Annotated in this window: 23 protein-coding genes; 13 read left to right on the top strand and 10 right to left on the bottom strand. The window is 65.6% G+C overall.

Features of this window, described 5'->3' with window-relative positions; genetic code table 11:
* The gene (gene treY / locus BRAGE_RS0101480) at positions 1–2,787 is read left to right on the top strand and encodes a malto-oligosyltrehalose synthase (RefSeq protein ID WP_027560805.1); all 2,787 of its coding nucleotides are present in this window, start codon (positions 1–3) and stop codon (positions 2,785–2,787) included.
* A gap of 3 nt (positions 2,788–2,790) precedes the next feature.
* Here the strand turns inward: treY and BRAGE_RS0101475 are convergent, their stop codons facing one another.
* Positions 2,791–3,108: a polyhydroxyalkanoic acid system family protein gene (locus tag BRAGE_RS0101475; RefSeq protein WP_027560806.1), complete on the bottom strand. Its 318-nt coding sequence runs from the start codon at positions 3,106–3,108 to the stop codon at positions 2,791–2,793.
* A 182-nt stretch (positions 3,109–3,290) separates the two neighbouring features.
* Here BRAGE_RS0101475 and BRAGE_RS52345 point away from each other — a divergent pair, with 182 nt between their 5' ends.
* Positions 3,291–3,455 (top strand): DUF3309 family protein, encoded by a 165-nt coding sequence (locus tag BRAGE_RS52345; protein WP_018318514.1) that lies wholly within the window; start codon positions 3,291–3,293, stop codon positions 3,453–3,455.
* Positions 3,456–3,586: 131 nt separating this feature from the next.
* Here the strand turns inward: BRAGE_RS52345 and ligD are convergent, their stop codons facing one another.
* Positions 3,587–6,256, bottom strand: coding sequence for a DNA ligase D (gene ligD / locus BRAGE_RS0101465; protein WP_027560807.1), 2,670 nt, complete (start codon positions 6,254–6,256; stop codon positions 3,587–3,589).
* A gap of 118 nt (positions 6,257–6,374) precedes the next feature.
* Between ligD and BRAGE_RS0101460 the strand changes: the two genes are divergently transcribed.
* On the top strand, positions 6,375–7,259 hold the full coding sequence (locus BRAGE_RS0101460) for a Ku protein (protein ID WP_027560808.1): 885 nt from the start codon (positions 6,375–6,377) through the stop codon (positions 7,257–7,259).
* 117 nt (positions 7,260–7,376) lie between these two features.
* Here the strand turns inward: BRAGE_RS0101460 and BRAGE_RS0101455 are convergent, their stop codons facing one another.
* The 7 genes from BRAGE_RS0101455 to BRAGE_RS55650 form a co-directional block, all read right to left on the bottom strand.
* A complete protein-coding gene (locus tag BRAGE_RS0101455; RefSeq protein ID WP_027560809.1) occupies positions 7,377–8,066 on the bottom strand; it encodes a response regulator in 690 nt (229 codons plus the stop codon).
* On the bottom strand, positions 8,063–10,786 hold the full coding sequence (locus tag BRAGE_RS0101450) for a sensor histidine kinase (protein ID WP_027560810.1): 2,724 nt from the start codon (positions 10,784–10,786) through the stop codon (positions 8,063–8,065). The genes BRAGE_RS0101455 and BRAGE_RS0101450 overlap by 4 nt, the downstream gene beginning before the upstream one ends.
* A gap of 40 nt (positions 10,787–10,826) precedes the next feature.
* The gene (locus tag BRAGE_RS0101445; RefSeq protein ID WP_027560811.1) at positions 10,827–11,432 is read right to left on the bottom strand and encodes a K(+)-transporting ATPase subunit C; all 606 of its coding nucleotides are present in this window, start codon (positions 11,430–11,432) and stop codon (positions 10,827–10,829) included.
* 154 nt (positions 11,433–11,586) lie between these two features.
* On the bottom strand, positions 11,587–13,701 hold the full coding sequence (kdpB, locus tag BRAGE_RS0101440) for a potassium-transporting ATPase subunit KdpB (protein WP_027560812.1): 2,115 nt from the start codon (positions 13,699–13,701) through the stop codon (positions 11,587–11,589).
* A 56-nt stretch (positions 13,702–13,757) separates the two neighbouring features.
* Positions 13,758–15,461 carry a potassium-transporting ATPase subunit KdpA gene (gene kdpA / locus BRAGE_RS0101435; RefSeq protein ID WP_027560813.1) on the bottom strand — a complete coding sequence of 568 codons (1,704 nt, stop codon included), beginning with the start codon at positions 15,459–15,461 and terminating at the stop codon, positions 13,758–13,760.
* Positions 15,462–15,573: 112 nt separating this feature from the next.
* A complete protein-coding gene (locus BRAGE_RS47590) occupies positions 15,574–15,663 on the bottom strand; it encodes a K(+)-transporting ATPase subunit F (protein WP_018641117.1) in 90 nt (29 codons plus the stop codon).
* Positions 15,664–15,674: 11 nt separating this feature from the next.
* Positions 15,675–15,830, bottom strand: coding sequence for a hypothetical protein (locus tag BRAGE_RS55650; protein WP_167336462.1), 156 nt, complete (start codon positions 15,828–15,830; stop codon positions 15,675–15,677).
* Between the two features lie 438 nt (positions 15,831–16,268).
* On the opposite strand from BRAGE_RS55650, the gene BRAGE_RS0101415 reads away from it, so the two are divergent.
* The 8 genes from BRAGE_RS0101415 to BRAGE_RS57535 all read left to right on the top strand — a co-directional run bounded on the left by BRAGE_RS0101415 (position 16,269) and on the right by BRAGE_RS57535 (position 19,696).
* Positions 16,269–16,736, top strand: a complete 468-nt coding sequence (locus tag BRAGE_RS0101415) for a hypothetical protein (protein WP_027560814.1) — start codon at positions 16,269–16,271, stop codon at positions 16,734–16,736.
* A gap of 15 nt (positions 16,737–16,751) precedes the next feature.
* Positions 16,752–17,030: a hypothetical protein gene (locus BRAGE_RS0101410; protein WP_027560815.1), complete on the top strand. Its 279-nt coding sequence runs from the start codon at positions 16,752–16,754 to the stop codon at positions 17,028–17,030.
* Positions 17,031–17,163: 133 nt separating this feature from the next.
* Positions 17,164–17,418, top strand: coding sequence for a hypothetical protein (locus BRAGE_RS0101405; protein ID WP_027560816.1), 255 nt, complete (start codon positions 17,164–17,166; stop codon positions 17,416–17,418).
* Between the two features lie 21 nt (positions 17,419–17,439).
* Positions 17,440–18,357, top strand: a complete 918-nt coding sequence (dapA, locus tag BRAGE_RS0101400; protein ID WP_027560817.1) for a 4-hydroxy-tetrahydrodipicolinate synthase — start codon at positions 17,440–17,442, stop codon at positions 18,355–18,357.
* A 69-nt stretch (positions 18,358–18,426) separates the two neighbouring features.
* Entirely contained in the window at positions 18,427–18,774 is a 348-nt protein-coding gene (locus BRAGE_RS0101395; protein WP_231164107.1) for a hypothetical protein, read from the top strand.
* A gap of 113 nt (positions 18,775–18,887) precedes the next feature.
* Positions 18,888–19,076 carry a hypothetical protein gene (locus BRAGE_RS0101390; RefSeq protein WP_027560819.1) on the top strand — a complete coding sequence of 63 codons (189 nt, stop codon included), beginning with the start codon at positions 18,888–18,890 and terminating at the stop codon, positions 19,074–19,076.
* 17 nt (positions 19,077–19,093) lie between these two features.
* The gene (locus BRAGE_RS0101385; protein WP_027560820.1) at positions 19,094–19,483 is read left to right on the top strand and encodes a hypothetical protein; all 390 of its coding nucleotides are present in this window, start codon (positions 19,094–19,096) and stop codon (positions 19,481–19,483) included.
* 84 nt (positions 19,484–19,567) lie between these two features.
* On the top strand, positions 19,568–19,696 hold the full coding sequence (locus tag BRAGE_RS57535) for a hypothetical protein (RefSeq protein WP_265441509.1): 129 nt from the start codon (positions 19,568–19,570) through the stop codon (positions 19,694–19,696).
* On the opposite strand, the gene BRAGE_RS0101370 is transcribed toward BRAGE_RS57535, so the two are convergent.
* The gene (locus BRAGE_RS0101370; RefSeq protein ID WP_027560821.1) at positions 19,693–20,277 is read right to left on the bottom strand and encodes a TetR/AcrR family transcriptional regulator; all 585 of its coding nucleotides are present in this window, start codon (positions 20,275–20,277) and stop codon (positions 19,693–19,695) included. The two genes, BRAGE_RS57535 and BRAGE_RS0101370, sit on opposite strands and share 4 nt — an antisense overlap.
* An 86-nt stretch (positions 20,278–20,363) precedes the next feature.
* On the opposite strand from BRAGE_RS0101370, the gene BRAGE_RS0101365 reads away from it, so the two are divergent.
* Both BRAGE_RS0101365 and upp read left to right on the top strand, forming a co-directional pair.
* Positions 20,364–21,104, top strand: a complete 741-nt coding sequence (locus BRAGE_RS0101365; protein ID WP_027560822.1) for a crotonase/enoyl-CoA hydratase family protein — start codon at positions 20,364–20,366, stop codon at positions 21,102–21,104.
* A gap of 69 nt (positions 21,105–21,173) precedes the next feature.
* Positions 21,174–21,809 carry a uracil phosphoribosyltransferase gene (gene upp, locus BRAGE_RS0101360; RefSeq protein WP_027560823.1) on the top strand — a complete coding sequence of 212 codons (636 nt, stop codon included), beginning with the start codon at positions 21,174–21,176 and terminating at the stop codon, positions 21,807–21,809.
* The last annotated feature ends 1 nt before the right edge of the window (position 21,810 follow it).

Genomic DNA, 21,810 nt, shown 5'->3' with positions numbered 1-21,810 from the left:
ATGCCTCCCGCCATTCCGCTTGCGACCTACCGGCTTCAGCTCACCGCGGATTTCGACTTCGACAAGGCCGCCGCTGTCGTGCCTTACCTGAAAGCGCTGGGGATCACGCATCTCTACGCTTCGCCGGTGATGAAGGCACGCAAGGGCTCCACCCATGGCTACGACACCGTCGACCACAGCCAGTTCAATCCCGAGCTTGGCGGCGAAGCCGGTTTTGCGCGGCTGAGCGAGGCGCTGAAGCAGCACGACCTCGGCCTCATCATCGATTTCGTGCCCAACCATGTCGGCGTGCATTTTGCCGACAATCCCTGGTGGCTGGACGTGCTGGAATGGGGCCAGGCCTCGCCGCACGCGGTGTCCTTCGACATCGACTGGGATCAATTGGCCTACCGCGCCCGCGGCGGCGTGCTGCTGCCAATCCTCGGCGCGTCCTATGGCGAGGCGCTGGAGCGCGGCGAGATCGAGCTGCGCTACGATCCCGACGAGGGCAGCTTTTCCGCCTGGTATTTCGAGCATCGTCTGCCGATCGCGCCGGAGCGCTATGGCGAGATGCTGCGCGTCATCGTGAAGGAGGCGGACGCCGCCGAGACGGAGGCCGGCACGCGCCTGCTGTCGCTCGCCGCGCGCTACACCGGGCTGCGCCGGCCGAGCCGCAAGGAAGCGCCGGCCTTCAAGGCGGAGCTGAAGGAGATCGATGGCGCGGGCGACATCATCCATCGCGGGCTTGCCGCCTATCGTGCCGCCAAGGATCGTCCTGCGCAGACGCTGGCGCTGCACCACCTTTTGGAGCGCCAGCATTACAAGCTCGGGCACTGGCGGCTCGCCTCCAGCGACATCAACTATCGCCGCTTCTTCGACGTCAACGGGCTCGCGGGCCTGCGCGTCGAGGATCCCGGCACCTTCGCCGCCACGCACCGGCTGGTGAAGCAGCTCGTTGCCGAGGGCAAGCTGCAAGGCATCCGCCTCGATCACATCGACGGCCTGCGCGATCCCGCGCAATATTGCCAGCGGCTGCGCCGGCTGGTGCGCGATGCGCAAGGCAACACCAAGCCGTTCTACACCGTGATCGAGAAGATCCTGTGCGAGCACGAGAAGCTGCCGCACTTCGCCGGCGTGCAGGGCACGACCGGCTATGAGTGGATGAACGCGATCACTCATGTCCTGGTCGATGCCAAGGGGCTGGAGGCGCTGGACGAGACCTGGCGGCAGATCAGCAACCGGCCGCCGCGGCTTGCACCTTACGTCAAGGACGCCAAGCGGCGCGTGCTGGAGACGTTGCTCACCTCCGAATTCACGGTGCTGACGCGCCTGCTCGCGCGCATCGCCAACGGCCACTACTCGACTCGCGATTTCTCCGCCGACAGCCTGCGGCAGGCGCTCGAGCTCTATGTGCTGCACTTCCCGGTGTACCGCACCTATCTCACCCATAGCGGCCCGACCGCGCTCGACCGCAAACTGATCGACGACACCATCGAGCGCGCGCGCGCCGAATGGTTCGCCGCCGACGAGGGCATCTTCGACTTCCTGCGCGACGCGCTGACCATGGACCTGCTCAAGCCCGGCCGGCCGCCGCACAGCGCCCCGCGCGTGCGCCGCTTCGCGCTGAAGGTGCAGCAGTTCACCGGGCCGATGATGGCAAAATCCCTGGAGGACACCGCGTTCTACCAGTTCCACCGTCTGCTCGCGCTGAACGAGGTTGGCGGCGATCCCGCCAGCCACGGCCTTACCATTGCCACCTTCCACGAGGCCATGCGGGCCCGAGCCAAGGAGTGGCCGCAGGGGATGACGGCGACGGCGACCCACGATACCAAGCGCGGCGAGGATGCCCGCGCGCGAATCGCGGCGCTCAGCGAGATCCCGGGCGAATGGACCAGCGCGGTGTCGCGCTGGAAGGTGCTCAACGCGGCGCACCTTGCACTCCACGGCAATCTGCGCGCGCCGTCGGCGACGTTCGAATACATGCTCTACCAGACCCTGCTCGGCGCCTGGCCGCTCGAAGGACCGGCCGATGCCGGCTTGATCGAGCGCATCCAGGCCTACGCGCTGAAGGCCGCGCGCGAGGGCAAGGAGGAGACCAGCTGGCTCAATCCGCATGAGGCCTATGAGAACGGCATTCAAAGCTTCATCGCAAAAATCCTCGATCCCGAGCTGTCAGGCGAATTTTTGGAGGCGCTGCAAACCCTCGCCCGCCGCGTCGCGCTGCTTGGCGCGCTCAACGGGCTGAGCCAGCTCACGCTCAAGGCGACGTTGCCGGGCGTGCCCGACTTCTATCAGGGCACCGAATTCTGGGACCTCTCGCTGGTCGATCCCGACAACCGCCGTCCCGTGGATTTTTCCGCGCGGCACGCCGCGCTGGGCGGGCTCGACACTCCGGACTGGCGCGGCCTGATCAAGAGCTGGCCGGACGGTCGGCTCAAGCTGGCCTGGACGCGGCACCTGCTCAAGCTGCGCAGCGAGTTCGGCGAGGTCTTCGCGCAGGGCGACTATCAGCCGCTGGAGGTGCGCGGTACGCACGCAGATCATGTCATCGCGTTTGCCCGGCGATACGGCCGCGCCGCGGTGATCGTCGTGGTCGGCCGTCAGTTCGCTGCCTTCACGCGGGTCGGCCGGGAGTGGCCCGCATTCGAAACGCTTGACGCAATCGTGGACATTGACAGCTACACAGTGCCCGGCCTTGCCGGCAATGAATTGCCACTCGCGCAGGCTTTCCGCGATTTTCCCGCATCTGTCATCGTGGCCAGCGCAGCGAGCGCCATCAGGCCGGCGCGGCAGCGCATGCGCGCCTGAAGCTCAGTTCCCGCCGTCCTTGGTCAGCAGCAGCTGCCCGCGCTTCTTGATCGCCGTCTGCGCCATCTCGGCGAAGCGCTGCAGCAGCCACGGCAACACCACCTCGACCTTCACATGATCGTCGGCGACGTCGACCTGCCCGCTCGCGATCTGCCCGAGCGCGCGGATGCGGAAATTCATAGTGTCGCCGCTCCAGCGCTCCTCCTCGACCTGCATCACGGGAATGCTCGCGGCCGCACGTCCAAGGCCGCTCTTGAGCCGGCGCACCGCCTCCTCGCGGCCGAGACGATGCGGAATGGAAACGACAAGCGGTGCTGACATGGCCCTGCCCTGTGCTGACTGATCTCACTTAGTCATGCCGGCCGAACCACCAAAGGTTCCATGCAAGATGATGGTCCGGCCGTGTTTCAATGTGGGAACTATAAAACCTGCGGCAAGTTGCCATTCGCACAACGGGACAGGTTGCAAACGACCCTTTCAATAAAGGGCTGGAGGAGACTCGCATGTCTATCGGTACGATCATTCTGATCATTCTTGTCATCGCCCTGCTCGGCGGCTTCAGCGGCATCGGCGGCGGGCCGTTCTACGGCACCGGCTATTACGGCGGCGGCGGCCTCGGGCTCGTCATCGTCATCCTGCTGATCCTGCTCCTGATGGGGCGGATCTAGCCGCACGTACGATCTCGTAGGGTGGGCAGAGGCGCTCTTGCGCCGTGCCCACCTTCTTTATCTTAACGAGAGAAATCGTGGGCACGCTTACGCTTTGCCCACCCTACGGGAATTGCGCCCCTAGCGCCGACTTACTTCACCTTCCCCGCGAGCTTCTTCATCGCCGCCTTGATCGAGGCGGCCGCATCATCATAGCCATCCCAGGCCTTCGAGCGTGCCAGCAGGCCCGGCACGGTCCGCACCGTATACCGCTTCGGATCGAGATCACCCTTCACCTGCGCCCAGGTCACCGGCATCGACACCGTCGCCCCATCTCGCGCGCGCGGCGACAGCGGCGCCACCGCCGTGGACAGCCGATCGTTGCGCAGATAATCGAGGAAGATCTTTCCATTGCGCAGCTTCTTGGACATGTTGAGCAGATAGCGCTCGGGATCATCATCGGCCATCCATTGGCAAACGCCTTGCGCGAACGCCTTGGCTTCTTTCCAGCTCACCTTGTCGCGCGCACCGTGGAGCAGCGGCACCACGACATGCAGGCCCTTGCCACCGGTGGTCTTGCAGAAGCTTTCCATGCCGACGTCAGTGAGGCGCTGCCGCATCTCCTTCGCGGCGTCCACGACATCGGCGAACTCGACGTCCGGCGCGGGATCGAGATCGAACACCAGCCGGCCGGGCGTATCATAGGCATCCGGCGCGCAATTCCAGGGATGCAGCTCGACGCCGCCGATCTGCGCGACGGCGGCAAGCCCTTCGACGCGGTCGATCTGCAAATACGGCTTGCGATCACCGGAGACCTTTGCGAGCTCGAGCAGGTTCGACGTCCCCTGCATGGCATGACGCTGGAAGAATTTTTCGCCGCCGATGCCGTCAGGCGCACGCAGGATCGAGCAGGGGCGGCCCTTGATATGCTCGATCATCCAGCTGCCGACCGCCTCGAAATAGCGCGCGAGATCGAGCTTTGTGACACCCTCGCCGTCGCCGACATCCGGCCACAGCTCCTTGTCCGGCTTTGAGATGACGACGCCCATCACCTCGGCCGCGCTGGCGTCCTTCTTGCCTGTCTTCGGCACGGCGCGCTTTCTCGTCGAAGGCTTTGCGAGCTCGGTATCGACGGGCGTTTCCGCCTCGACCTCCTCGGCCGGTTTGTCCTGGCGCAGGCCCTTGAACGCAGCCTGACGGATGTTGCCGTCGGCGGTGAAGCCGGCGAACTCGATCTCGGCGACGAGCTCGGGTTTCAGCCAGTGCACATCCCGCGTCTTCTTCGGCGCGTTCTTGCCGCCGAACGGACTCTCCTTGGCCTCCATCGCCTTCAGCGATGGCATGATGCGCTTGACCTTGTCGGCACCGAACCCGGTGCCGACCATGCCGACGAAGACGAGATGATCGCCACGATGCACGCCCGCCATCAGCGAGCGGAATTTGCCATTAGTTGTCTTGTAGCCGCCGATCACGACCTCATGGCCGGCGCGGCATTTGGCCTTGGTCCAGCTCTCGGTGCGGCCGGAGCGATAGGGCGCGTCAAGCTTCTTCGACACCACCCCCTCCAGCTCAAGCTTGCAGGCCGATTGCAGCACGGCGTCGCCGCCGCTCTCGAAATGCTCGACATAGCGGATCTGCGTCGACTTTCGCTCGCGCGCTTCCAGCAGCTCCTTCAGCCGCGCCTTGCGCTCGCCGAGCGGCAGGCGGCGATAGTCGAGGCCTTCGGCGAACAAGAGGTCGAAGGCAAAGAAGATCAGGTCTTCGGTCTTGCCGTCCGACAACGCGGCCTGGAGCGACGAGAAATTCGGTGCGCCGTTGTGATCGAGGGCGACGATTTCGCCGTCGATCATCACGTCCGGCAGCGCGCCTGCCTCCTTCGCGATCGAAGCGAACTTGTCGGTCCAGTCGAGGCCCTTGCGCGTCTTCAGCGTCGCCGTGCCGTCCTCGACCCGGAGCTGGACGCGATAGCCGTCGAACTTGATCTCATGGCACCAGCCATCGCCGGCCGGCGGACGCTCGACCGAGGTGCAGAGCTGCGGCGCCACGAAATCCGGCATCTCCGCGACCTCCTTGGCGTTCGTCGCGGTCGTGGCTTTTTTTTTCGCGGTCTTTGCAGTCTTGCCCGCCTTCAACGCGGTGCGCGGCGCCGGCTTGACCGTCTTCCCCTTCGCCTCCTCGGCACGGTTGGATTGCCAGACCGCATCCGCTTTGGCCTTGGCGCCCTTCGCCAGCATGAACGGTTTTGGCGCGCGGCCCTTGCCCTCGGCAATCTGGTCCATCGCACGACCAGAGGCGACCGACTTGTCCTCGCTGAGGATATCCTCGCTCTCGCTGGCGTAGTCGTCGCGGTGTTTGATCAGGAGCCAGTTGGTGCGCTTTTCGCCGCCGCGGTTACGCATGCGCACCAGCACCCAGCTGCCGTGCAGCTTGTCGCCATGCAGGGTGAACTTGAGGTCGCCCTTTTTGAAGCCGGCGTCCGGATCGTCCGATTCCCAGGTGCCGCGGTCCCATAGCATCACCGTGCCGCCGCCATACTGGCCTTCCGGAATCGTGCCTTCGAAATCGCCATAGTCGAGCGGATGGTCCTCGACCTCGACCGCCAGCCGCTTGTCGTGGGGATCGAGCGAGGGTCCCTTGGTCACCGCCCAAGACTTGAAGATGCCGTCGAATTCGAGCCTGAGGTCGTAGTGCAGCCGCGTCGCGTCATGTTTCTGGATCACGAAACGTCGCTGTTCCGACGGCGTCACCGCCGTCTTGCCCGACGGCTCCGGCGTCTTTCCGAAATCACGCTTTTTTCGGTAAGTGGAGAGTTTTTGCAGCACGACCGGTCCCGCTTATCTTGTCAGAGTCAAAGCCTATCACGGCAAAAGTCCCGCCCGGAACCAAAACCCGATGGCGTGGTTGGGGTTCCAAAACGCCTTGAAATCACTGGAGAATGGAATGGCTCCGCGCGCCTATTGGAAGGGAACGTTGAAGCTGTCGCTGGTCAGTTGCCCGGTCGTGCTCTACCCGGCGACGACGGCAGCCGAGAAGACGCGGTTTCACCTGATCAACCGCGAGACCGGGAACCGGCTCAAGCAGCAGATGATCGACGCCGAGACCGGCGACGTCGTCGAGAGCGACCAGAAGGGCCGCGGCTACGAGCTGCGCAAGGGCAAATATGTCGAGATCGAACCGGAGGAGCTCGAAGCCGTCCAGATCGAGAGCAACCACACCATCGATATCGAGAGTTTCGTGCCGAGCGAGGAAATCGACCAGCGATATCTCAACCACCCCTATTACATCGCGCCCGACGGCAAGGCGGCGGTCGACGCCTTTGCCGTGATCCGCGACGCCATGAAGGACCAGGATCGCGTCGCGCTCGCCAAGATCGTGCTGACGAACCGCGAGCACATCATCGCCATCGAGCCGCTCGGCAAGGGCCTGCTCGGCACCACGCTGCGCTTTCCCTACGAGCTGCGCGACGAGGGCGAGTATTTCGCTGACATCAAGAGCCCGAAGATCACCAAGGACATGGTCGAGCTCGCAGGTCACATCCTCCACACCAAGGCAGCGCATTTCGATCCCAGCAAGTTCAAGGACGAGTACGAGAACGCGCTCAAGGCGCTGGTGAAGCGCAAGGCCAGCGGCAAGAAGATCGAGCTGCCGGAGCCCGAAGAGCGCCCGAGCAACGTCGTCAGCCTGATGGATGCGCTGAAGCAGAGCCTGAAAGGACGCGGCGGCAAGAAGACGGCGGCGAAGTCGCACGCCCGGCGGGCGACGGGGCGGCAGCGCAGCGCGCGGAAGACGCATCGGACGACCGCACGGCATCGGAAGGCTGGGTAGCAACCCCACCGTCATTCCGGGGCGCCTCGAAGAGGCGAACCCGGAATCTCGAGGTTCTCAGGTGCGCAAGTGCGCACCATAGTTCGATGCTTCGCATCGCCCCGGAACGACCGCCAATCAATCCCCCGCCTTCAGCCGGTACCCGATCCCGGTCTCGGTCAGCACATATTGCGGGCGCTCCGGATCGGCTTCGATCTTCTGGCGGAGCTGGCGGACATAGACGCGTAAGTATTGCGCATCGGTGAGCTCGTCCCAGAGCTCCTTGAGCAGGAAACGATGGGTCAGCACCTTGCCGGCGTGCTGCACCAGCACGCGCAGGAGATCATATTCCTTCGGCGACAGCTTCACGTCGCGCTCGCCGACCTTGACGATGCGGCGGACGAGATCGACCGAGAGATCGCCGGTGCGGAAGATCGGGCGCTCGCCCTGCACCTGAAGCTGGTGCCGCAGCGCGGCGCGCAGGCGCGCCAGCAGCTCGTCCATGCCAAAGGGTTTTGTCAGATAGTCGTCGGCACCGAGATCGAGCGCCTGCACCTTGCCGGCCTCGTCGCCGCGGCTCGACAGCACCACGATCGGCACGGCCTCGTTGCGGGCGCGGATGGTGCGCAAGAGCTCATGGCCCTGGATGTCGGGCAGGCCGAGATCGAGAATGATCAGCGCAGGCTCCTCAGTGAGCTTCTCCAGCGCGATCTTGCCGTTCGACGCCTCCAGGATCTCGTAGCCCTGCGTCGAGAGCCCCATCCGCAGCAATTTGCGGATCGGCGGCTCGTCGTCGATGACAAGGACCTTGATCGGGGCGGCACTCATGCGGCGGTATCCAATGCTGGGGTCTGTGCCGGGACGGGCAGACGGATGGTGAGCACAGCGCCGCTGCGATCGCTGCGATTGGCGGCCGAGATCGTGCCGCGCATCGCCTCGACGAAGCCGCGCGAGATGGCGAGACCGAGCCCGGTGCCGGGCCGGACATGGTCGCCCTTCTGCACGCGATAGAACTTGTCGAACACGCTCTCGAGCTCGCCGGGCGGAATGCCGCCGCCCTCGTCGGCGATAGCAAGCACCACTTGATCACGCTCGCGGCGGCTCTTGATCGAGATTGTGGTCTCCGGCGGGGAATATTTGGCGGCATTGTCGAGCAAATTGAACAGCACCTGCTCGAACAGCACGGCATCGAGCTGGAGCATCGGGAGATCGGCGGCCAGCACCAGCTCCACCTTGTGCGCCGTGAGGATCTTGCTCGCGCGCCTGAGCGCGCTGCCGACGATCTCGCCGAGATCGTGCAGCGCCGTGTTCGGCACGATGGCGCCGGACTCCAATTTGGTCATGTCGAGCAGGTTGGCGATGAAGCGGTTGAGCCGCTCGGATTCGTCGATCACGGTGGCGAGCAGGTCGCGCTTCTCGGTGTCCGACAGCGCGCCGGCGAGATCGCGCATGGTCGAGGCCGCGCCCAGCACGGAGGCGAGCGGCGTCTTGAGGTCGTGCGAGATCGAGGTCAGCAGCGCGGAGCGTAAGCGCTCGGATTCCACGGTGCGCCGGACGCGGTCCATGTCCTCGACCAGCAGCACGCGCTCGATCGCGAGCGCGCCCTGGTCGACCAGCGCATCGAGCAGCCGGCGCTGGTCCGGCGTCAACAGCGGCCCGGTGCGGTCGTTGTCGATGCCGATGACGCCGATCGGCCCGCGTCCGGTGCGCATCGGCAGGAACAGCCGCTTGGCGCCCGGCAGCGTATCCGAACCGCGGCCTGCGGGACGGTCATTGCTCCAGGCCCAGTTGGCGGCGGCGAGATCGGCCTGGTCGAGCTGGTCCTCGGGCGGATAGCCTGATTTCACCGTGAGCAGGCCGTCCTCCGGCAGCAACAGCACGACGCGCACCTTCAGCATCAGCGCGATCTGGTAGGCCGTCGCCCACAGCACGTCGTCGAGCGTGCCTGTGCCGGCGAGCTTGCGGCTGAACGCATAGAGCTGCTCGGTGGTCCTGATGCGGCCGATCGCGGTGTCGGCCTGCGTACGCACGCGTCCCGCGACGTTCGAGACCACGAACGCAATCAGCATGAAGAAGAAGAACGCCGCGACATTGGTCGGATCGGTGATAGTGAACGTGTAGACCGGCGGCAGGAAAAAGAAATTGTAGGCCAGCGACGCCGCGATGCTCGCAAGCAGCGACGGCCACAGCCCGTAGCGCACGGCAACAGCCACCACCGCGGTGAGGAACATCAGGTCGACGTTCTCGACACCGAAATACGGCTTGATGAGCACCGCTGCCGCAAGGCCAAGCGCGGTAATCCCGAGCGCCTTCAGATAGGGACGTGCGTCGAACGGCTCCGACCGCGCAGCGGTCTGCACCGCGGTCTTCGGCGGCGGCTCGCTCGCGAGCTCATCGCCGGGAATGACGTGAACGCTGATGTTGCCGGCCCGGCGCACCAGGTCATGCACGACGGAGCCGCGCGTGATCTCGAACCAGCGCGAGCGCGTGGATTTGCCGATCACAATCTGGGTGACGTTGTTGGCTTGCGCGAAATTGACGACGTCGTCGGCGATGCGGCGGCCGACGGCGGGAATGGTCAGCGCCTCGCCGCCGAGCGATTCCGCCAGCCTCAGCGTATCGGCGAGCCGATCGCGCTCCTCGTCGGACAATTGCAGGGATCGCCGCGTCTCGATGGAGACCGCGGTGAACGGCGCGTGCAGCCGGTCGGCCAGCCGCTTGGTGTAGCGGACGAGGCCGGCCGCGCGCGGATCCTCGCTGACGCAGACGAGGATGCGCTCGCCCGCGGCCCAGGGGCCGGCGATGGCATTGGCCTGCATGTGGGTGAGCAGCTGCTCGTCGACCCGCTCGGCCGTGCGCCGCAACGCGAGCTCGCGGAGCGCGGTCAGGTTGCCCGGCGAGAAATAATGCTCCAGCGCCCGCTCGGCCTGCTTGGGGACGTAGACCTTGCCCTCCTTCAGCCGCTGGATCAGGTCGTCCGGCGTGAGGTCGATCAGCTCGATCGCATCGGCGCGGTCGAAGATCGAATCCGGCACGGTCTCGCGCACCCGCACATGGGTGATCTGGGCGACGACGTCGTTCAGGCTCTCGATGTGCTGGATGTTGACGGCGGTGTAGACGTCGATGCCGCGGGAGAGCAGCTCCTCGACGTCGAGATAGCGCTTGGGATGGCGGCTGCCTGCAGCGTTGGTGTGGGCGAGCTCGTCGACCAGCGCGATTTGCGGCCGGCGCGCGATCACGGCGTCGAGGTCCATCTCCTCGACCATCTGGCCGCGATAGTCGAGCCGCTTGCGCGGGACCACTTCGAGCCCGCGGACCAGCGCCTCGGTCTCGGCGCGGCCATGGGTCTCGACGAAGCCGACCACGACGTCGATGCCGGCCTTGCGCCGGGCATGGGCGCTTTGCAGCATCTCATAGGTCTTGCCAACGCCGGGAGCGGCGCCGACGAAGATCTTCAGCTTGCCGCTCGCGCTCTCCTCCCGCCGCGCTGCTTCCAGCAGCGCCTCGGGCGACGGACGTTGTTCGGGATCGCGGCGCTCTCGGACCATCAGGGCAATATAATCATCCTGATGCCACGGGCATAGACTGCTACTTTGCCGACGCGCGATCGAGCGCAAGGTTCAGCGCGAGAACGTTAACCCGGGGTTCGCCGAGCAGGCCGAGCAGACGGCCCTGGGTGTTGGCGACCACGAGCTGCTTGAGCTGGTCTTCCGCCATATTCCGCGCCTTGGCCACGCGCGGCACCTGGAATTGCGCGGCTTCCGGCGAGATGTCGGGATCGAGGCCGCTGGCCGAGGCGGTGACCAGATCGACCGGCACGGCGGCGTTCGGATTCTCAGCCTTGAGCTTGTCGACATCCTCCTTCATCCGGTCGGCCAGCGCCTTGCTGGTCGGGCCGAGATTGGAGCCGCCGGAGTTGGCGGCGTTGTAGGGCGCCGAAACCGTCTTGGTCGAATCATTGGGGTCCGGCGCCAGCGTCGCCGAGGGGCGGCCGTGGAAATATTTGTCGTCCTTGAACTCCTGCCCGATCAGGGCGGAGCCGATCACCTTGCCGTCCTTCTCGATCAGGCTGCCCTGCGCCTGCGTCGGGAAAAGCGTGCCGGCGATGGCCGTCATCGCTAGCGGATAGGCGAGGCCGGTGATGGCGGTGAGCACCAGCAACAGGACGATGGCGGGGCGTATTTCTCTGAGCATGTGGTTTCTCCAGTTCTCCCGTCATTGCGAGCGAAGCATCCCTGCCGTCGTTCCGGGGCGATGCGAAGCATCGAACCCGGAACCTCGAGATTCCGGGTTCGCCTCTTCGAGGCGCCCCGGAATGACGGGGAGATTTGCTGTTCGCATGACGGCGTTATGCCAGGTGCAAGGCGACCACGACGAGATCGATCGCCTTGATGCCGATGAAGGGAATGACGATGCCGCCGAGGCCGTAGATCAGGAGATTGCGGCGGAGCAGCGCGCCGGCACCGACGGCGCGATAGGCGACGCCCTTCAGCGCCAGCGGGATCAGCGCGATGATGATCAGCGCGTTGAAGATGATCGCCGACAGGATGGCGCTCTGCGGGCTCGACAGGTTCATGATGTTGAGCACGTTGAGCTGCGGGTAGAACGCCAGGAACATCGCCGGGATGATCGCAAAGTATTTTGCGACGTCGTTGGCGATCGAGAAGGTCGTCAGCGCACCGCGCGTCATCAAGAGCTGCTTGCCGATCTCGACCACCTCGATCAGCTTGGTCGGGTTGGAGTCGAGGTCGACCATGTTGCCGGCCTCGCGGGCCGCTTGCGTGCCGGTGTTCATGGCGACCCCGACGTCGGCCTGCGCCAGCGCCGGTGCGTCGTTGGTGCCGTCGCCGCACATGGCGACCAGCTTGCCCTTGGCCTGCTCGTCGCGGATCAGCTTGAGCTTGTCCTCGGGCGTTGCCTGCGCGAGGAAATCGTCGACACCCGCCTCCGCCGCGATCGCAGCCGCCGTCATCGGGTTGTCGCCGGTGATCATGATGGTGCGGATGCCCATGCGGCGCAGCTCGGCAAAGCGTTCGCGGATGCCGCCCTTGACGATGTCCTTGAGCTGGATGACGCCGAGCAGCTTGCCGTCCTTGGCGACCGCCAGCGGCGTGCCGCCGGCTTTCGATATCTCGTCGGCAATGGCCTGGATCTCGCGGCCGACGTCCGACAGCGGCGCGGGCTGAATGACCCGCGCGGCATTGCCCGACGCGACGGCCAGCGGCGTGCCGCCACCGACATAATTCAGCATGGCCTCGACCGCGCCCTTGCGCACCGACGAGCCGCCGGCATCGACGCCGCTCATGCGGGTCTGTGCCGTGAACGGGATGAAGGTGGCCCCTAACTCGGCCATGTCGCGGCCGCGGATGCCGTATTTCTCCTTGGCGAGCACGACGATTGAACGGCCTTCCGGCGTCTCGTCGGCAAGCGAGGCGAGCTGGGCTGCGTCGGCGAGTTCCTGCTCGGTGACGCCGCGCACGGGACGGAACGCAGTGGCCTGGCGGTTGCCGAGGGTGATGGTGCCGGTCTTGTCGAGCAGCAGCGTGTCGACGTCACCGGCGGCCTCGACCGCACGGCCCGACATCGCCAGCACATTGAAGCGCACCAGACGATCCATGCCGGCGATGCCGATCGCCGAGAGCAGCGCGCCGATCGTGGTCGGGATCAGCGTCACGAACAATGCGACCAGCACGATCACCGAGATCGAGCCGCCGGCATAGGCGGCATAGCTCGGAATGGTGACGGTGGCGAACACGAAGATGATGGTGAGGCCCGCGAGCAAGATATTGAGCGCGATCTCGTTCGGCGTCTTCGCCCTCTCGGCGCCTTCGACCAGCTTGATCATGCGATCGATGAAGGTCGAGCCTTGCGCCGCGGTGATGCGCACGCGGATCCAGTCGGACAGCACCTGAGTGCCGCCGGTGACCGCCGAGCGGTCGCCACCGGATTCGCGGATGACGGGTGCGGATTCGCCGGTGATGGCGGCCTCGTTGACGGAGGCGACGCCCTCGATCACCTCGCCGTCCGAGGGGATGGTATCGCCGGCTTCGACCAGCACGATGTCGCCGACCTTCAGGCTGGTGCCCGGCACCAGCTTGAAGGCCTGGCCTGCACCGGTCAGCAGCTTGGCCTGGCTCTCGGTGCGGGTCTTGCGCAAGGAGTCGGCCTGCGCCTTGCCGCGGCCTTCGGCGACCGCTTCGGCGAAGTTGGCGAACAGCACCGTGAACCAGAGCCAGAGGATGATCTGGAAGGTGAAGCCGAGGCCGGCGCCGCCCGTGACGAGGTCGCGCAGGAAGATCACGGTGGTGAGCGCGGCGACGATCTCGACCACGAACATCACGGGGTTCTTCACCATCAGCCGCGGGTTCAGCTTGGTGAAGGACGCGCTGATCGCGGGCAGCACGATCTTGGGATCGAGCATGGCCGACATCGGAGCGCGCTTTTGCAGTTTCATCGTTTCCATGGAGGTCACTCCAACAATCAGAAGTCTGTCAGAACACTTGGTTCAGAACATTTGGCTCAGAACACTTGGCCGGCGTTCATCGCGAGATGCTCGACGATCGGACCGAGCGCGAGCGCCGGGAAGAAGGTCAGGCCGCCGATGATCAGGATCACGCCGACGACGAGGCCGACGAACAGTCCGCCGGTGGTCGGGAACGTGCCTGCCGAGGGCGGGATCGATTTCTTGGCCGCGAGCGAACCTGCGATCGCCATCGCCGGCACGATCATGAAGAAGCGGCCGACGAACATCGCGGATGCGAGCGTGAGGTTGTAGAAGAGGGTGTTGCCGGTGAGGCCCGCGAAGGCCGAGCCGTTGTTGCCGGTCGCCGAGGTGAAGGCGTAGAGCACCTCGGTGAAGCCGTGCGGGCCGGCATTGGCCATCGAGGCCACCGCCGCCGGATAGACCACGCCGACCGCGGTCCAGCCGAGATACATCAGCGGCAGCACCAGGATCGCGAGCATCGCCATCTTGACCTCGCGCGCCTCGATCTTCTTGCCGACATATTCCGGCGTGCGGCCGACCATCAGGCCGGCGACGAAGATTGCGAGCACGACGAACAGCAGCATGCCGTAGAGGCCGGCGCCGACGCCGCCGATGATGATCTCACCGAGCTGCATGTTGATCAGCGGGATCATGCCGCCGAGCGCGGTGAAGCTGTCATGCATGGCGTTGACTGCGCCACAGGAGGCGGCTGTGGTGACCACGGCAAACAGCGAGGACGCGACGATGCCGAAGCGGACCTCCTTGCCCTCCATGTTGCCGCCGGTCAGACCCAGCGCCTGCATGGTCTCGGTGCCGTGCGCTTCCGCCCAATAGGTGACGGTGACGCCGGCGATGAACAGCACGCCCATCACGGCCAAAATCGCCCAGCCCTGGCGCTGGTTGCCGACCATGCGGCCGAACACGTTGGTCATGGCGGCGCCGATCAGGAAGATCGACAGCATCTGCACCAAGTTCGACAGCGCGGTCGGGTTCTCGAAAGGATGCGCCGCGTTGGCGTTGAAGAAGCCGCCGCCATTGGTGCCGAGCATCTTGATCGCGACCTGCGAGGCGACCGGGCCGACCGCGATGGTCTGCTTGGCGCCTTCGAGCGTCGTCGCCTCGACATACGGTCCGAGCGTCTGCGGCATGCCCTGCCAGACCAGGAACAGGCAGTAAACCACGCAGATCGGCAGCAGCACGTAGAGCGTGGTGCGGGTGACGTCGACCCAGAAATTGCCGACCGTGCGCATCGAGGCGCGCGAGAAGCCGCGGATCAGGGCGACAGCGAGCGCGATGCCGGTTGCGGCGGACAGGAAGTTCTGGTGCGTCAGGCCGAGCATCTGCACGAGATAGGACACCGTGCTCTCGCCGCCGTAGTTCTGCCAGTTGGTGTTGGTGATGAAGGAGATCGCGGTGTTGAAGGAGAGATCCTCCGCGACCGCGCCCTGCCCTGCCGGATTGAACGGGAGCATGGCCTGAAGCCGCATCACGCCGTAGATGATGAGGAAGCCGCCGACATGGAACAGCAGCATGGCGACCGTGTAGGTCAGCCAATGCTGCTCGCGCCTCTCGTCGACGCCGGAGATCCAGTAGATGCCGGCCTCGATCGGGCGCAGCACCGGCGACAGGAAGGTCCGCTCGCCGTTGAAAACGCGCGTCATGTACCCGCCCAGCGGTTTCGTAAGCGCGACGATGATAAGGCAGAAGAGTATGATCTGGAGCCAACCGATCATGGTCATGGAATCAACCTTTCAGGCTTTCCGTCCTGCGCAGCAGCGGCAGGAGCAGCACAAGCAGGCCGGCGACGAGCAGGACGTCCGCCAGCAGCAATTCGACAAGCAGCAACACGGCTCAGAACCGTTCCGGCCGCAGCAGCGCATAGGTGAGATAGACCAGGAGGCCGAACGAGACGGCGCCGGCGAGGGCATAGTCGAAGATCATGGCCCGCTCCCTCACAGCCGTTCGCAGGCATAGGTGTAGCCGATCGCAAGGGCGAAGAAGACGAAGCCCAGCGCCAGCATCAGAATGTCCATCATCGGATTGCTCCTCGTTGCGCGACGAATATCCGGCCTGTCTCCGGATCCCGGCTCCGCGCCAATGCAATGCATGTCTCCGGCGAACGGCCGGAGCTTTCACCGCACCGAGATGCCATCACGCGCATAGGTTTTCGAGATGAGCCCTATGGCGACCTTATAGGAATCCCATAAAGACCGACCGTCGTTGAGGGCGGCCGAAATGACACCGGCAAGGCACTCCCGATATTGGCCCGAGACGGCAGGGATGCCGATCAGGCATCACCTTCACTGCCGATAATTATAGCGGACCCTCGCCCTGGTCTTCCATAAACGCCTGCCACAAATTGCTGCGGGCGTTTCGCAAAAACGACGGTCGGACATGGGCGCTAGCCGCGCGCCCTGCCCGGCGGCGCCCGTGCCTTTATGAAATCCCTATTTCTCTCGCCTCCTCCTCATCTCGTTTTCAAATGCCGTTCCCGCCATCTTGGAGAGGCCGGCCGACTGACCGACGCCCATTCCAGGAGGCCTGATATGACCGCCGCTCTCCGCCACTACGACCCGCCGTCGCTCGGCAAGCGTTTGGCCAATGCGCATGCACTGACGCAACCGTTGATGCTCGACATCATCGATCACGCCTGCCGGCGATTTCCCTCGCTCGGCCAGAGCGCGCGCACGGCCCGCCTCATGCGCCTGATCGACGCGGAGGCCTGGACCGATGCCGCGCTGGCGCTGATAGAGATCGAGCTGCCGCTTTGGCAGGTCCGCCGCATCGCCTATGACGAAGGCGAATGGCATTGCGCTCTCTCCCGCGAACGTGAATTGCCTGACTGGCTGGACGCGGCAGTCGAGGCACATCACGCCGATCTTGCGATCGCACTCTTGTCTGCGTTCATCGAGGTGCAGGCGCTCGCCGTGGAGGCGTCGCGGCCAAGCGTTCCCACGGTGAGGCTCGCCATGGATTCGCTCTACGAGCCGGTTGCCTGCGAGAACTTCAGCTAAGCCAGCGTTCGTGCCTTGCCGCAATCCTCAGACATATCGCGGGCCCTGAGCCCGGCGCGGGTGACCGCGCGCTTTGCCGTGCGCGTCGTTCTCCTCGCCGGCGTTGCCGCATTCGGCAGCATCGGCTTCGGACGCAGCCTGGCCGCCCTGCTCTGGATGTCGATCATCCTGTGTGCGGCCGTCGGCCTTCTCAGGCGTGAGCCGCTGTTCGGTGCCGTCCTCAATCACTGGGACGAATGCGCCGCGTTCGGCGCGCTGTTCGCGCTGGTTCATCTCGCCAGCGAGCTGGGCTGATCACGCGGCTTTATGCGCTTCCTATGAGATCGCCGCACCGCCTCACTCGAAATCATATTCGCTTGAAAAGATATTGATCGGACGGTTGCGGGCTTGCGTCCGCCGCCTCTGTCAATCGGAAAGGACTACGTCCATGAAGCTCGTCGAACCGCCCTCGTGCAGCTCCCCCTCGACTATCGTCTTCGTCGGCCGCAACCACAGGGGACAATGGGTCGCGCAGGAGCAGAGCGGCCTCTATGGCGGCCTGTTCGTCAGCCGCGCCCAGGCCATCAAATATGCGCTGTTCGAGAACGGGCAGCACCCTGAAACCATCGTCGAGCTGCCACGCGAGCTCGAGCTCGACATGGGCAAGAATCCCAACAGCATCCTCTCACAGCGCGCCGCCTGAGCGCGTTTGCCGCGAGGCACCATGTTCATCCCTCCCTCAGCCTGGTTCACCGGCTTCATTCCGGACCTGCCGACACCGTTCGACACGGCGGACGCGGTTGACATCAACGCGTTCGCCGCGCTCTGCGAGCGCCAGATCGCCGCGAGTGCTCCCGCGATCGTGGTCTGCGAGACGGCCGGCGAGGCATCGACACTCTCGCCGGCCGAGCAGGAGCTGGTCATCCGCACTGCGGTCGATGTCGCCCGCGGCCGCGTCCGGGTCATTGCCGGCGCCGTCTCGAATTCAACGAGCCATGCCATCGAGCTCGCGCGGCGCGCGGAGGCGGCCGGCGCCGACGCCATCATGTCGGTCGTTCCGGCCTACAACAAACCGATGCAGGAGGGCATGCTCGCGCACTTCCGCAGCCTTGCAGGTTCGATCGGCCTGCCGGTGATCCTGCACGACATTCCCTCCCGCACGCTGCGCCCACTGGCCGACGAGACGCTGCTGCGTCTCGTCGAATCCCGGCGATTTGTGGGCCTGCGCGATGGAAGCGGTGACATCACCCGCCCCATGCGCCTGTCGCGGCATCTGCCGGCGGGGTTTCGCTTCCTGTCCGGCGACGACGCCACCGCGTTCGGCTTCATCACGGACGGCGGCGATGGCGCGATCTCGGAGGTCGCCAATATCGCGCCGGATCTCTGCCGCACGATCTTCTCGCATGTCAGGCAGGGGCGCCTGCAATCGGCGCGCTACCTGCACAAGCGCCTCATTCCCCTGATCGCCTGCCTGTCGAAGGAGAGCCCGGCGGCACTCAAATATGCGCTCAGCGTGCTCGGCCTGATGTCGGAAGCCACACGGCTGCCGATCGTGCCGCTGGAGGCGACCAGGCAGCGGGAGGTGATCCGCGCCTTCGCCGCGATCGCCGACGAGGAACTGATCGACGGCGTCGGGGCCTGAGGCGTCGCGGGCGGGCATCGCATGCCGACATTGGTCGAAGGAACTCAGAGGCTGCTCCACGCCTGGCAATTGGCGCTGCTGCGCTTTGCCGTGACACGTGATGAGCCCGACAGGCTCAACGTCGCGGCGCTCGCGGCCGAGCTCGATCACCTCGGCGGGCGGCGTCACGCCGACGACTCGCTACACTTCTTCCGGCGCACCAGCTCGCAGCTCTGCGCGGCCATCGGCGGGCAGCACCAGAATGCCGATGCGATCCTGGACGGCTTCTGCAAGCAGATCGAGGAGCCGCGGCTGCGGCTTGCCTTTGCGGCGGCGATCGGGATGACGCATTCGGATCCTGCGCCGTCGCAGCTGCGGCCGAAGCGGAACCCCGATCTCTTCAGAGGGCTGCCGGCGCGACGGTCGGCGTCTTTATGAGATTCCTATGCCGGCAGCCCGGCGGTCATCTCGCAATCCTACGCAGCGATGGACATCATTACCAAGCAGATTGGAGCGGCCGTCTCGCCGCACCAAGGACAAGGACTTCCAACATGTCGATCCTGACGCATGGCCTTGACCGGCCCTTCCCCGTCGAACGCCCGGTGCGGCTGTCAACGGCACGCAAGGCCCGGCTCAAGCGCCTCGCACTCGGCGCGCTGACCCTGCTCTCGATGGGCAGCGTGCTCACCGCGCTGATCGCGCTAAAGACCGCAATCTATGTCTGGCACCTGCACGCCTGAGCCGCAAGGAGGTCCCCATGACCTTGCAAATGTGTGAAGAGGCCGCGATGGCCGCAATCGCTCTTCAAACCGCCCATCACCGGCCGGAGCCCCGGCAGGTGCAGGCGATGCTTGGACCGATCGACCCGGATGTCGTCAGCGCCGCCATTCCGGCCTTCTTCATCGGGCGCAACAGCGCCGGCCTCTGGGTCGCGCGCGAGGCGAACGGCCGCATCGGCGGTCTGTTCCTGTTCAAGAGCTCGGCGATGGACTTCGCCAACCGTCAGAGCGCGCCGGCGCGCTGCGCGCTGGTGTTTCCCACCGAGACGATCGAGCTCGACGTCGAGAACCGCGGCAATCCGCTGATCGTGCTGGCGCAGGGCGCCATGCGGCTCCTGGCGCGCATGACCACGAGGCGGCCGACATGATCGAGCTCAAGATCGCCATCCTGGTTGCGCTGATGGGTGCGTTGCTGCTCGGCCTGCGCCTCACCGCGGCGCCGGACCGCTAGCATGCAGCTCCTCAAGGGAAATCTCGAGCACGCGGTCACGACGACGATCCTGACCATGACGCTGAGCCTGATCTGGGGCGCGGTCCTGACGCTCGTGATCACGCTTCTGGCCCGCGGGCTCGGGGTCTAGCCCCTCTCCGCCTCCGCCTCGATCAGCCGCGCCAGCTCTGCCGCCGTGGTCTCGATCGGCCGGCCGCTGCGCTCGACGCGTGCCTGGATCAGTGCGCCCTGGAGCGCCGAGGTGCAGAGCACGGCGAGCGCCTCCGCGCGCGGCCGGGCAAATCCATCGGCGCTCAGCTTCTCGCGCAGGATCGATAGCCGCGCTGCATAGGCCTTGCGGCCGGCCTCCGATACAGCACGCTCGCGCGGCGCCAGCTCCAGCAGCACGGTCGTGATCGGGCAGCCGTTACGAAAGCCAGAGCTTTGCATCCAGCCCGCCAGCAATCTCGCATGCGCCCGCAAGAGTTCGCCGGTCGAGCCACACTCGGCCGCGAGCTTGGCCACGGTGTCCGCGACCCGGCGGCCCGCCTCCTCGACTGCGGCCACCGCGATCGAGGATTTTCCGTCCGGAAAGTAATGATAGAGCGAGCCCTTCGGCGCGCCGCTGACATCGACGATGTCGTTAAGGCCGGTGCGGGCAAATCCCTGGCGACGGAATAACGTCACGGCGGCATTGATGATGGGCTGGCGGTGTTTCGGCACGGCCGGCATGGCGCGCTCCTCCGGTCGGAAATTATATTGATTGGTCTACATCAGCTTCCGACAGTCAAGGCACGACCAACGACAAGGAGAGGCAGATGCCCAAGGCAGTGAGCTACGAGCTGAACGACGGCGTGGCCCGGATCGGGCTCGACGACGGCAAGGTCAACGTGATGTCGACTGCGATGCTGGCGGAGATCGGCGCCGCCTTCGACCGGGCCGAGACAGAGGCGGAGATGGTGGTGTTGCGCTCGGCGCGGCCCGGCATCTTCTCCGCCGGCTTCGATCTGAAGGTGTTCGCCTCGGGCGATGCCGCCAAAAGCCTCGAGATGGTCCGGGCCGGCGCGGAGCTTGCGCTGCGGCTGATGTCGTTTCCGCATCCGATCATCGGCTTGATGGAGGGCCATGCCTATCCAATGGGAACGTTCCTGCTGCTCGCCTGCGACGTCAGGCTCGGCGCGCACGGGCCGCACCGCATGGGGCTCAACGAGGTCGCGATCGGCATTGCGCCGCCCAGCTTTGCGATCGAGCTGGCGCGCAGCCGCGTGCACCCGGCCTGGCTCAGCCGCACGGCGACGCTGGGCGAAATGTACGAGCCCGAGGACGCGCTCGCGGCAGGTTTCCTCGACCGCGTGGTTGCGCCCGAGGCCATCGAGGGCACCCTCGAGCAGATCATCGCGGCCCTGCGCGCGATCCACAAGCCGTCGCATGCGATCGCGAAGAAGCGGCTGCGCCAGGCCGCCATGGACGCCATGCGCGCGGCGATCGACCGTGAATTGACCATGGCTGCCTACGAGGCAAGCAGCCGGGCCCGCACGGCGGTTGCGATGCCCGCCTGAGGCCGCGTATCCCGCGGAAAAAACCCGGCCGATCTGGCGCAATTTCACGGAACCGTGTAGAGCGGTTTCATGAGCAGCACCAACGTCCACGTCGTCGCCCACCCCCTGGTCCAGCACAAGCTCTCCCTGATGCGGGAGAAGGACCGCTCGACCAAGAGCTTTCGCGAGATCCTGAACGAGATCGGGATGCTGCTCTGCTACGAGGTGACGCGGGATCTGCCGCTGGAGCTGGTCGAGATCGAGACGCCGATCGCGCCGATGCAGGCGCCGAAGATCGCCGGCAAGAAGCTCACGCTGGCGCCGATCCTGCGCGCCGGCGTCGGCTTCCTCGACGGCATGCTGGCGCTGATGCCCTCGGCGCGCATCGCCCATATCGGACTCTATCGCGACCCCGAGACATTGCAGGCCGTGGAATATTACTTCAAGGCGCCGCAGGACCTGTCCGACCGTACCGTGATCCTGATGGACCCGATGCTGGCGACAGGCAACTCGGCCTGCGCCGGCGCCTCCCTGCTCAAGGCGCGCGGCGCCCGCGACATCCGCTTCGTCTGCCTTCTGGCCGCGCCCGAGGGCGTCGCGCAATTCCAGAGCGAGCATCCCGACGTGCCGGTCTGGACCGCCGCGATCGACGAGCGGCTCAACGACCACGGCTACATCGTGCCGGGCCTGGGCGACGCCGGCGACCGGATGTTCGGCACCAAGTAGA

Origin of the sequence: Bradyrhizobium genosp. SA-4 str. CB756, assembly GCF_000473125.1 — a bacterium.
GTDB lineage: Bacteria > Pseudomonadota > Alphaproteobacteria > Rhizobiales > Xanthobacteraceae > Bradyrhizobium > Bradyrhizobium arachidis.
This window is presented reverse-complemented; position numbering and strand designations above follow the sequence as displayed.

What these genes read in the sequence shown, in the direction of transcription:
- treY (WP_027560805.1), top strand. Translation starts at nt 1, where the DNA reads ATGCCTCCCGCCATTCCGCTTGCGACCTACCGGCTTCAGCTCACCGCG.
- BRAGE_RS0101475 (WP_027560806.1), bottom strand. Translation starts at nt 3,108, where the DNA reads ATGTCAGCACCGCTTGTCGTTTCCATTCCGCATCGTCTCGGCCGCGAG.
- BRAGE_RS52345 (WP_018318514.1), top strand. Translation starts at nt 3,291, where the DNA reads ATGTCTATCGGTACGATCATTCTGATCATTCTTGTCATCGCCCTGCTC.
- BRAGE_RS0101460 (WP_027560808.1), top strand. Translation starts at nt 6,375, where the DNA reads ATGGCTCCGCGCGCCTATTGGAAGGGAACGTTGAAGCTGTCGCTGGTC.
- BRAGE_RS0101455 (WP_027560809.1), bottom strand. Translation starts at nt 8,066, where the DNA reads ATGAGTGCCGCCCCGATCAAGGTCCTTGTCATCGACGACGAGCCGCCG.
- BRAGE_RS0101450 (WP_027560810.1), bottom strand. Translation starts at nt 10,786, where the DNA reads ATGGTCCGAGAGCGCCGCGATCCCGAACAACGTCCGTCGCCCGAGGCG.
- BRAGE_RS0101445 (WP_027560811.1), bottom strand. Translation starts at nt 11,432, where the DNA reads ATGCTCAGAGAAATACGCCCCGCCATCGTCCTGTTGCTGGTGCTCACC.
- kdpB (WP_027560812.1), bottom strand. Translation starts at nt 13,701, where the DNA reads ATGGAAACGATGAAACTGCAAAAGCGCGCTCCGATGTCGGCCATGCTC.
- kdpA (WP_027560813.1), bottom strand. Translation starts at nt 15,461, where the DNA reads ATGACCATGATCGGTTGGCTCCAGATCATACTCTTCTGCCTTATCATC.
- BRAGE_RS47590 (WP_018641117.1), bottom strand. Translation starts at nt 15,663, where the DNA reads ATGATCTTCGACTATGCCCTCGCCGGCGCCGTCTCGTTCGGCCTCCTG.
- BRAGE_RS55650 (WP_167336462.1), bottom strand. Translation starts at nt 15,830, where the DNA reads ATGCATTGCATTGGCGCGGAGCCGGGATCCGGAGACAGGCCGGATATT.
- BRAGE_RS0101415 (WP_027560814.1), top strand. Translation starts at nt 16,269, where the DNA reads ATGACCGCCGCTCTCCGCCACTACGACCCGCCGTCGCTCGGCAAGCGT.
- BRAGE_RS0101405 (WP_027560816.1), top strand. Translation starts at nt 17,164, where the DNA reads ATGAAGCTCGTCGAACCGCCCTCGTGCAGCTCCCCCTCGACTATCGTC.
- dapA (WP_027560817.1), top strand. Translation starts at nt 17,440, where the DNA reads ATGTTCATCCCTCCCTCAGCCTGGTTCACCGGCTTCATTCCGGACCTG.
- BRAGE_RS0101390 (WP_027560819.1), top strand. Translation starts at nt 18,888, where the DNA reads ATGTCGATCCTGACGCATGGCCTTGACCGGCCCTTCCCCGTCGAACGC.
- BRAGE_RS0101385 (WP_027560820.1), top strand. Translation starts at nt 19,094, where the DNA reads ATGACCTTGCAAATGTGTGAAGAGGCCGCGATGGCCGCAATCGCTCTT.
- BRAGE_RS57535 (WP_265441509.1), top strand. Translation starts at nt 19,568, where the DNA reads ATGCAGCTCCTCAAGGGAAATCTCGAGCACGCGGTCACGACGACGATC.
- BRAGE_RS0101370 (WP_027560821.1), bottom strand. Translation starts at nt 20,277, where the DNA reads ATGCCGGCCGTGCCGAAACACCGCCAGCCCATCATCAATGCCGCCGTG.
- BRAGE_RS0101365 (WP_027560822.1), top strand. Translation starts at nt 20,364, where the DNA reads ATGCCCAAGGCAGTGAGCTACGAGCTGAACGACGGCGTGGCCCGGATC.
- upp (WP_027560823.1), top strand. Translation starts at nt 21,174, where the DNA reads ATGAGCAGCACCAACGTCCACGTCGTCGCCCACCCCCTGGTCCAGCAC.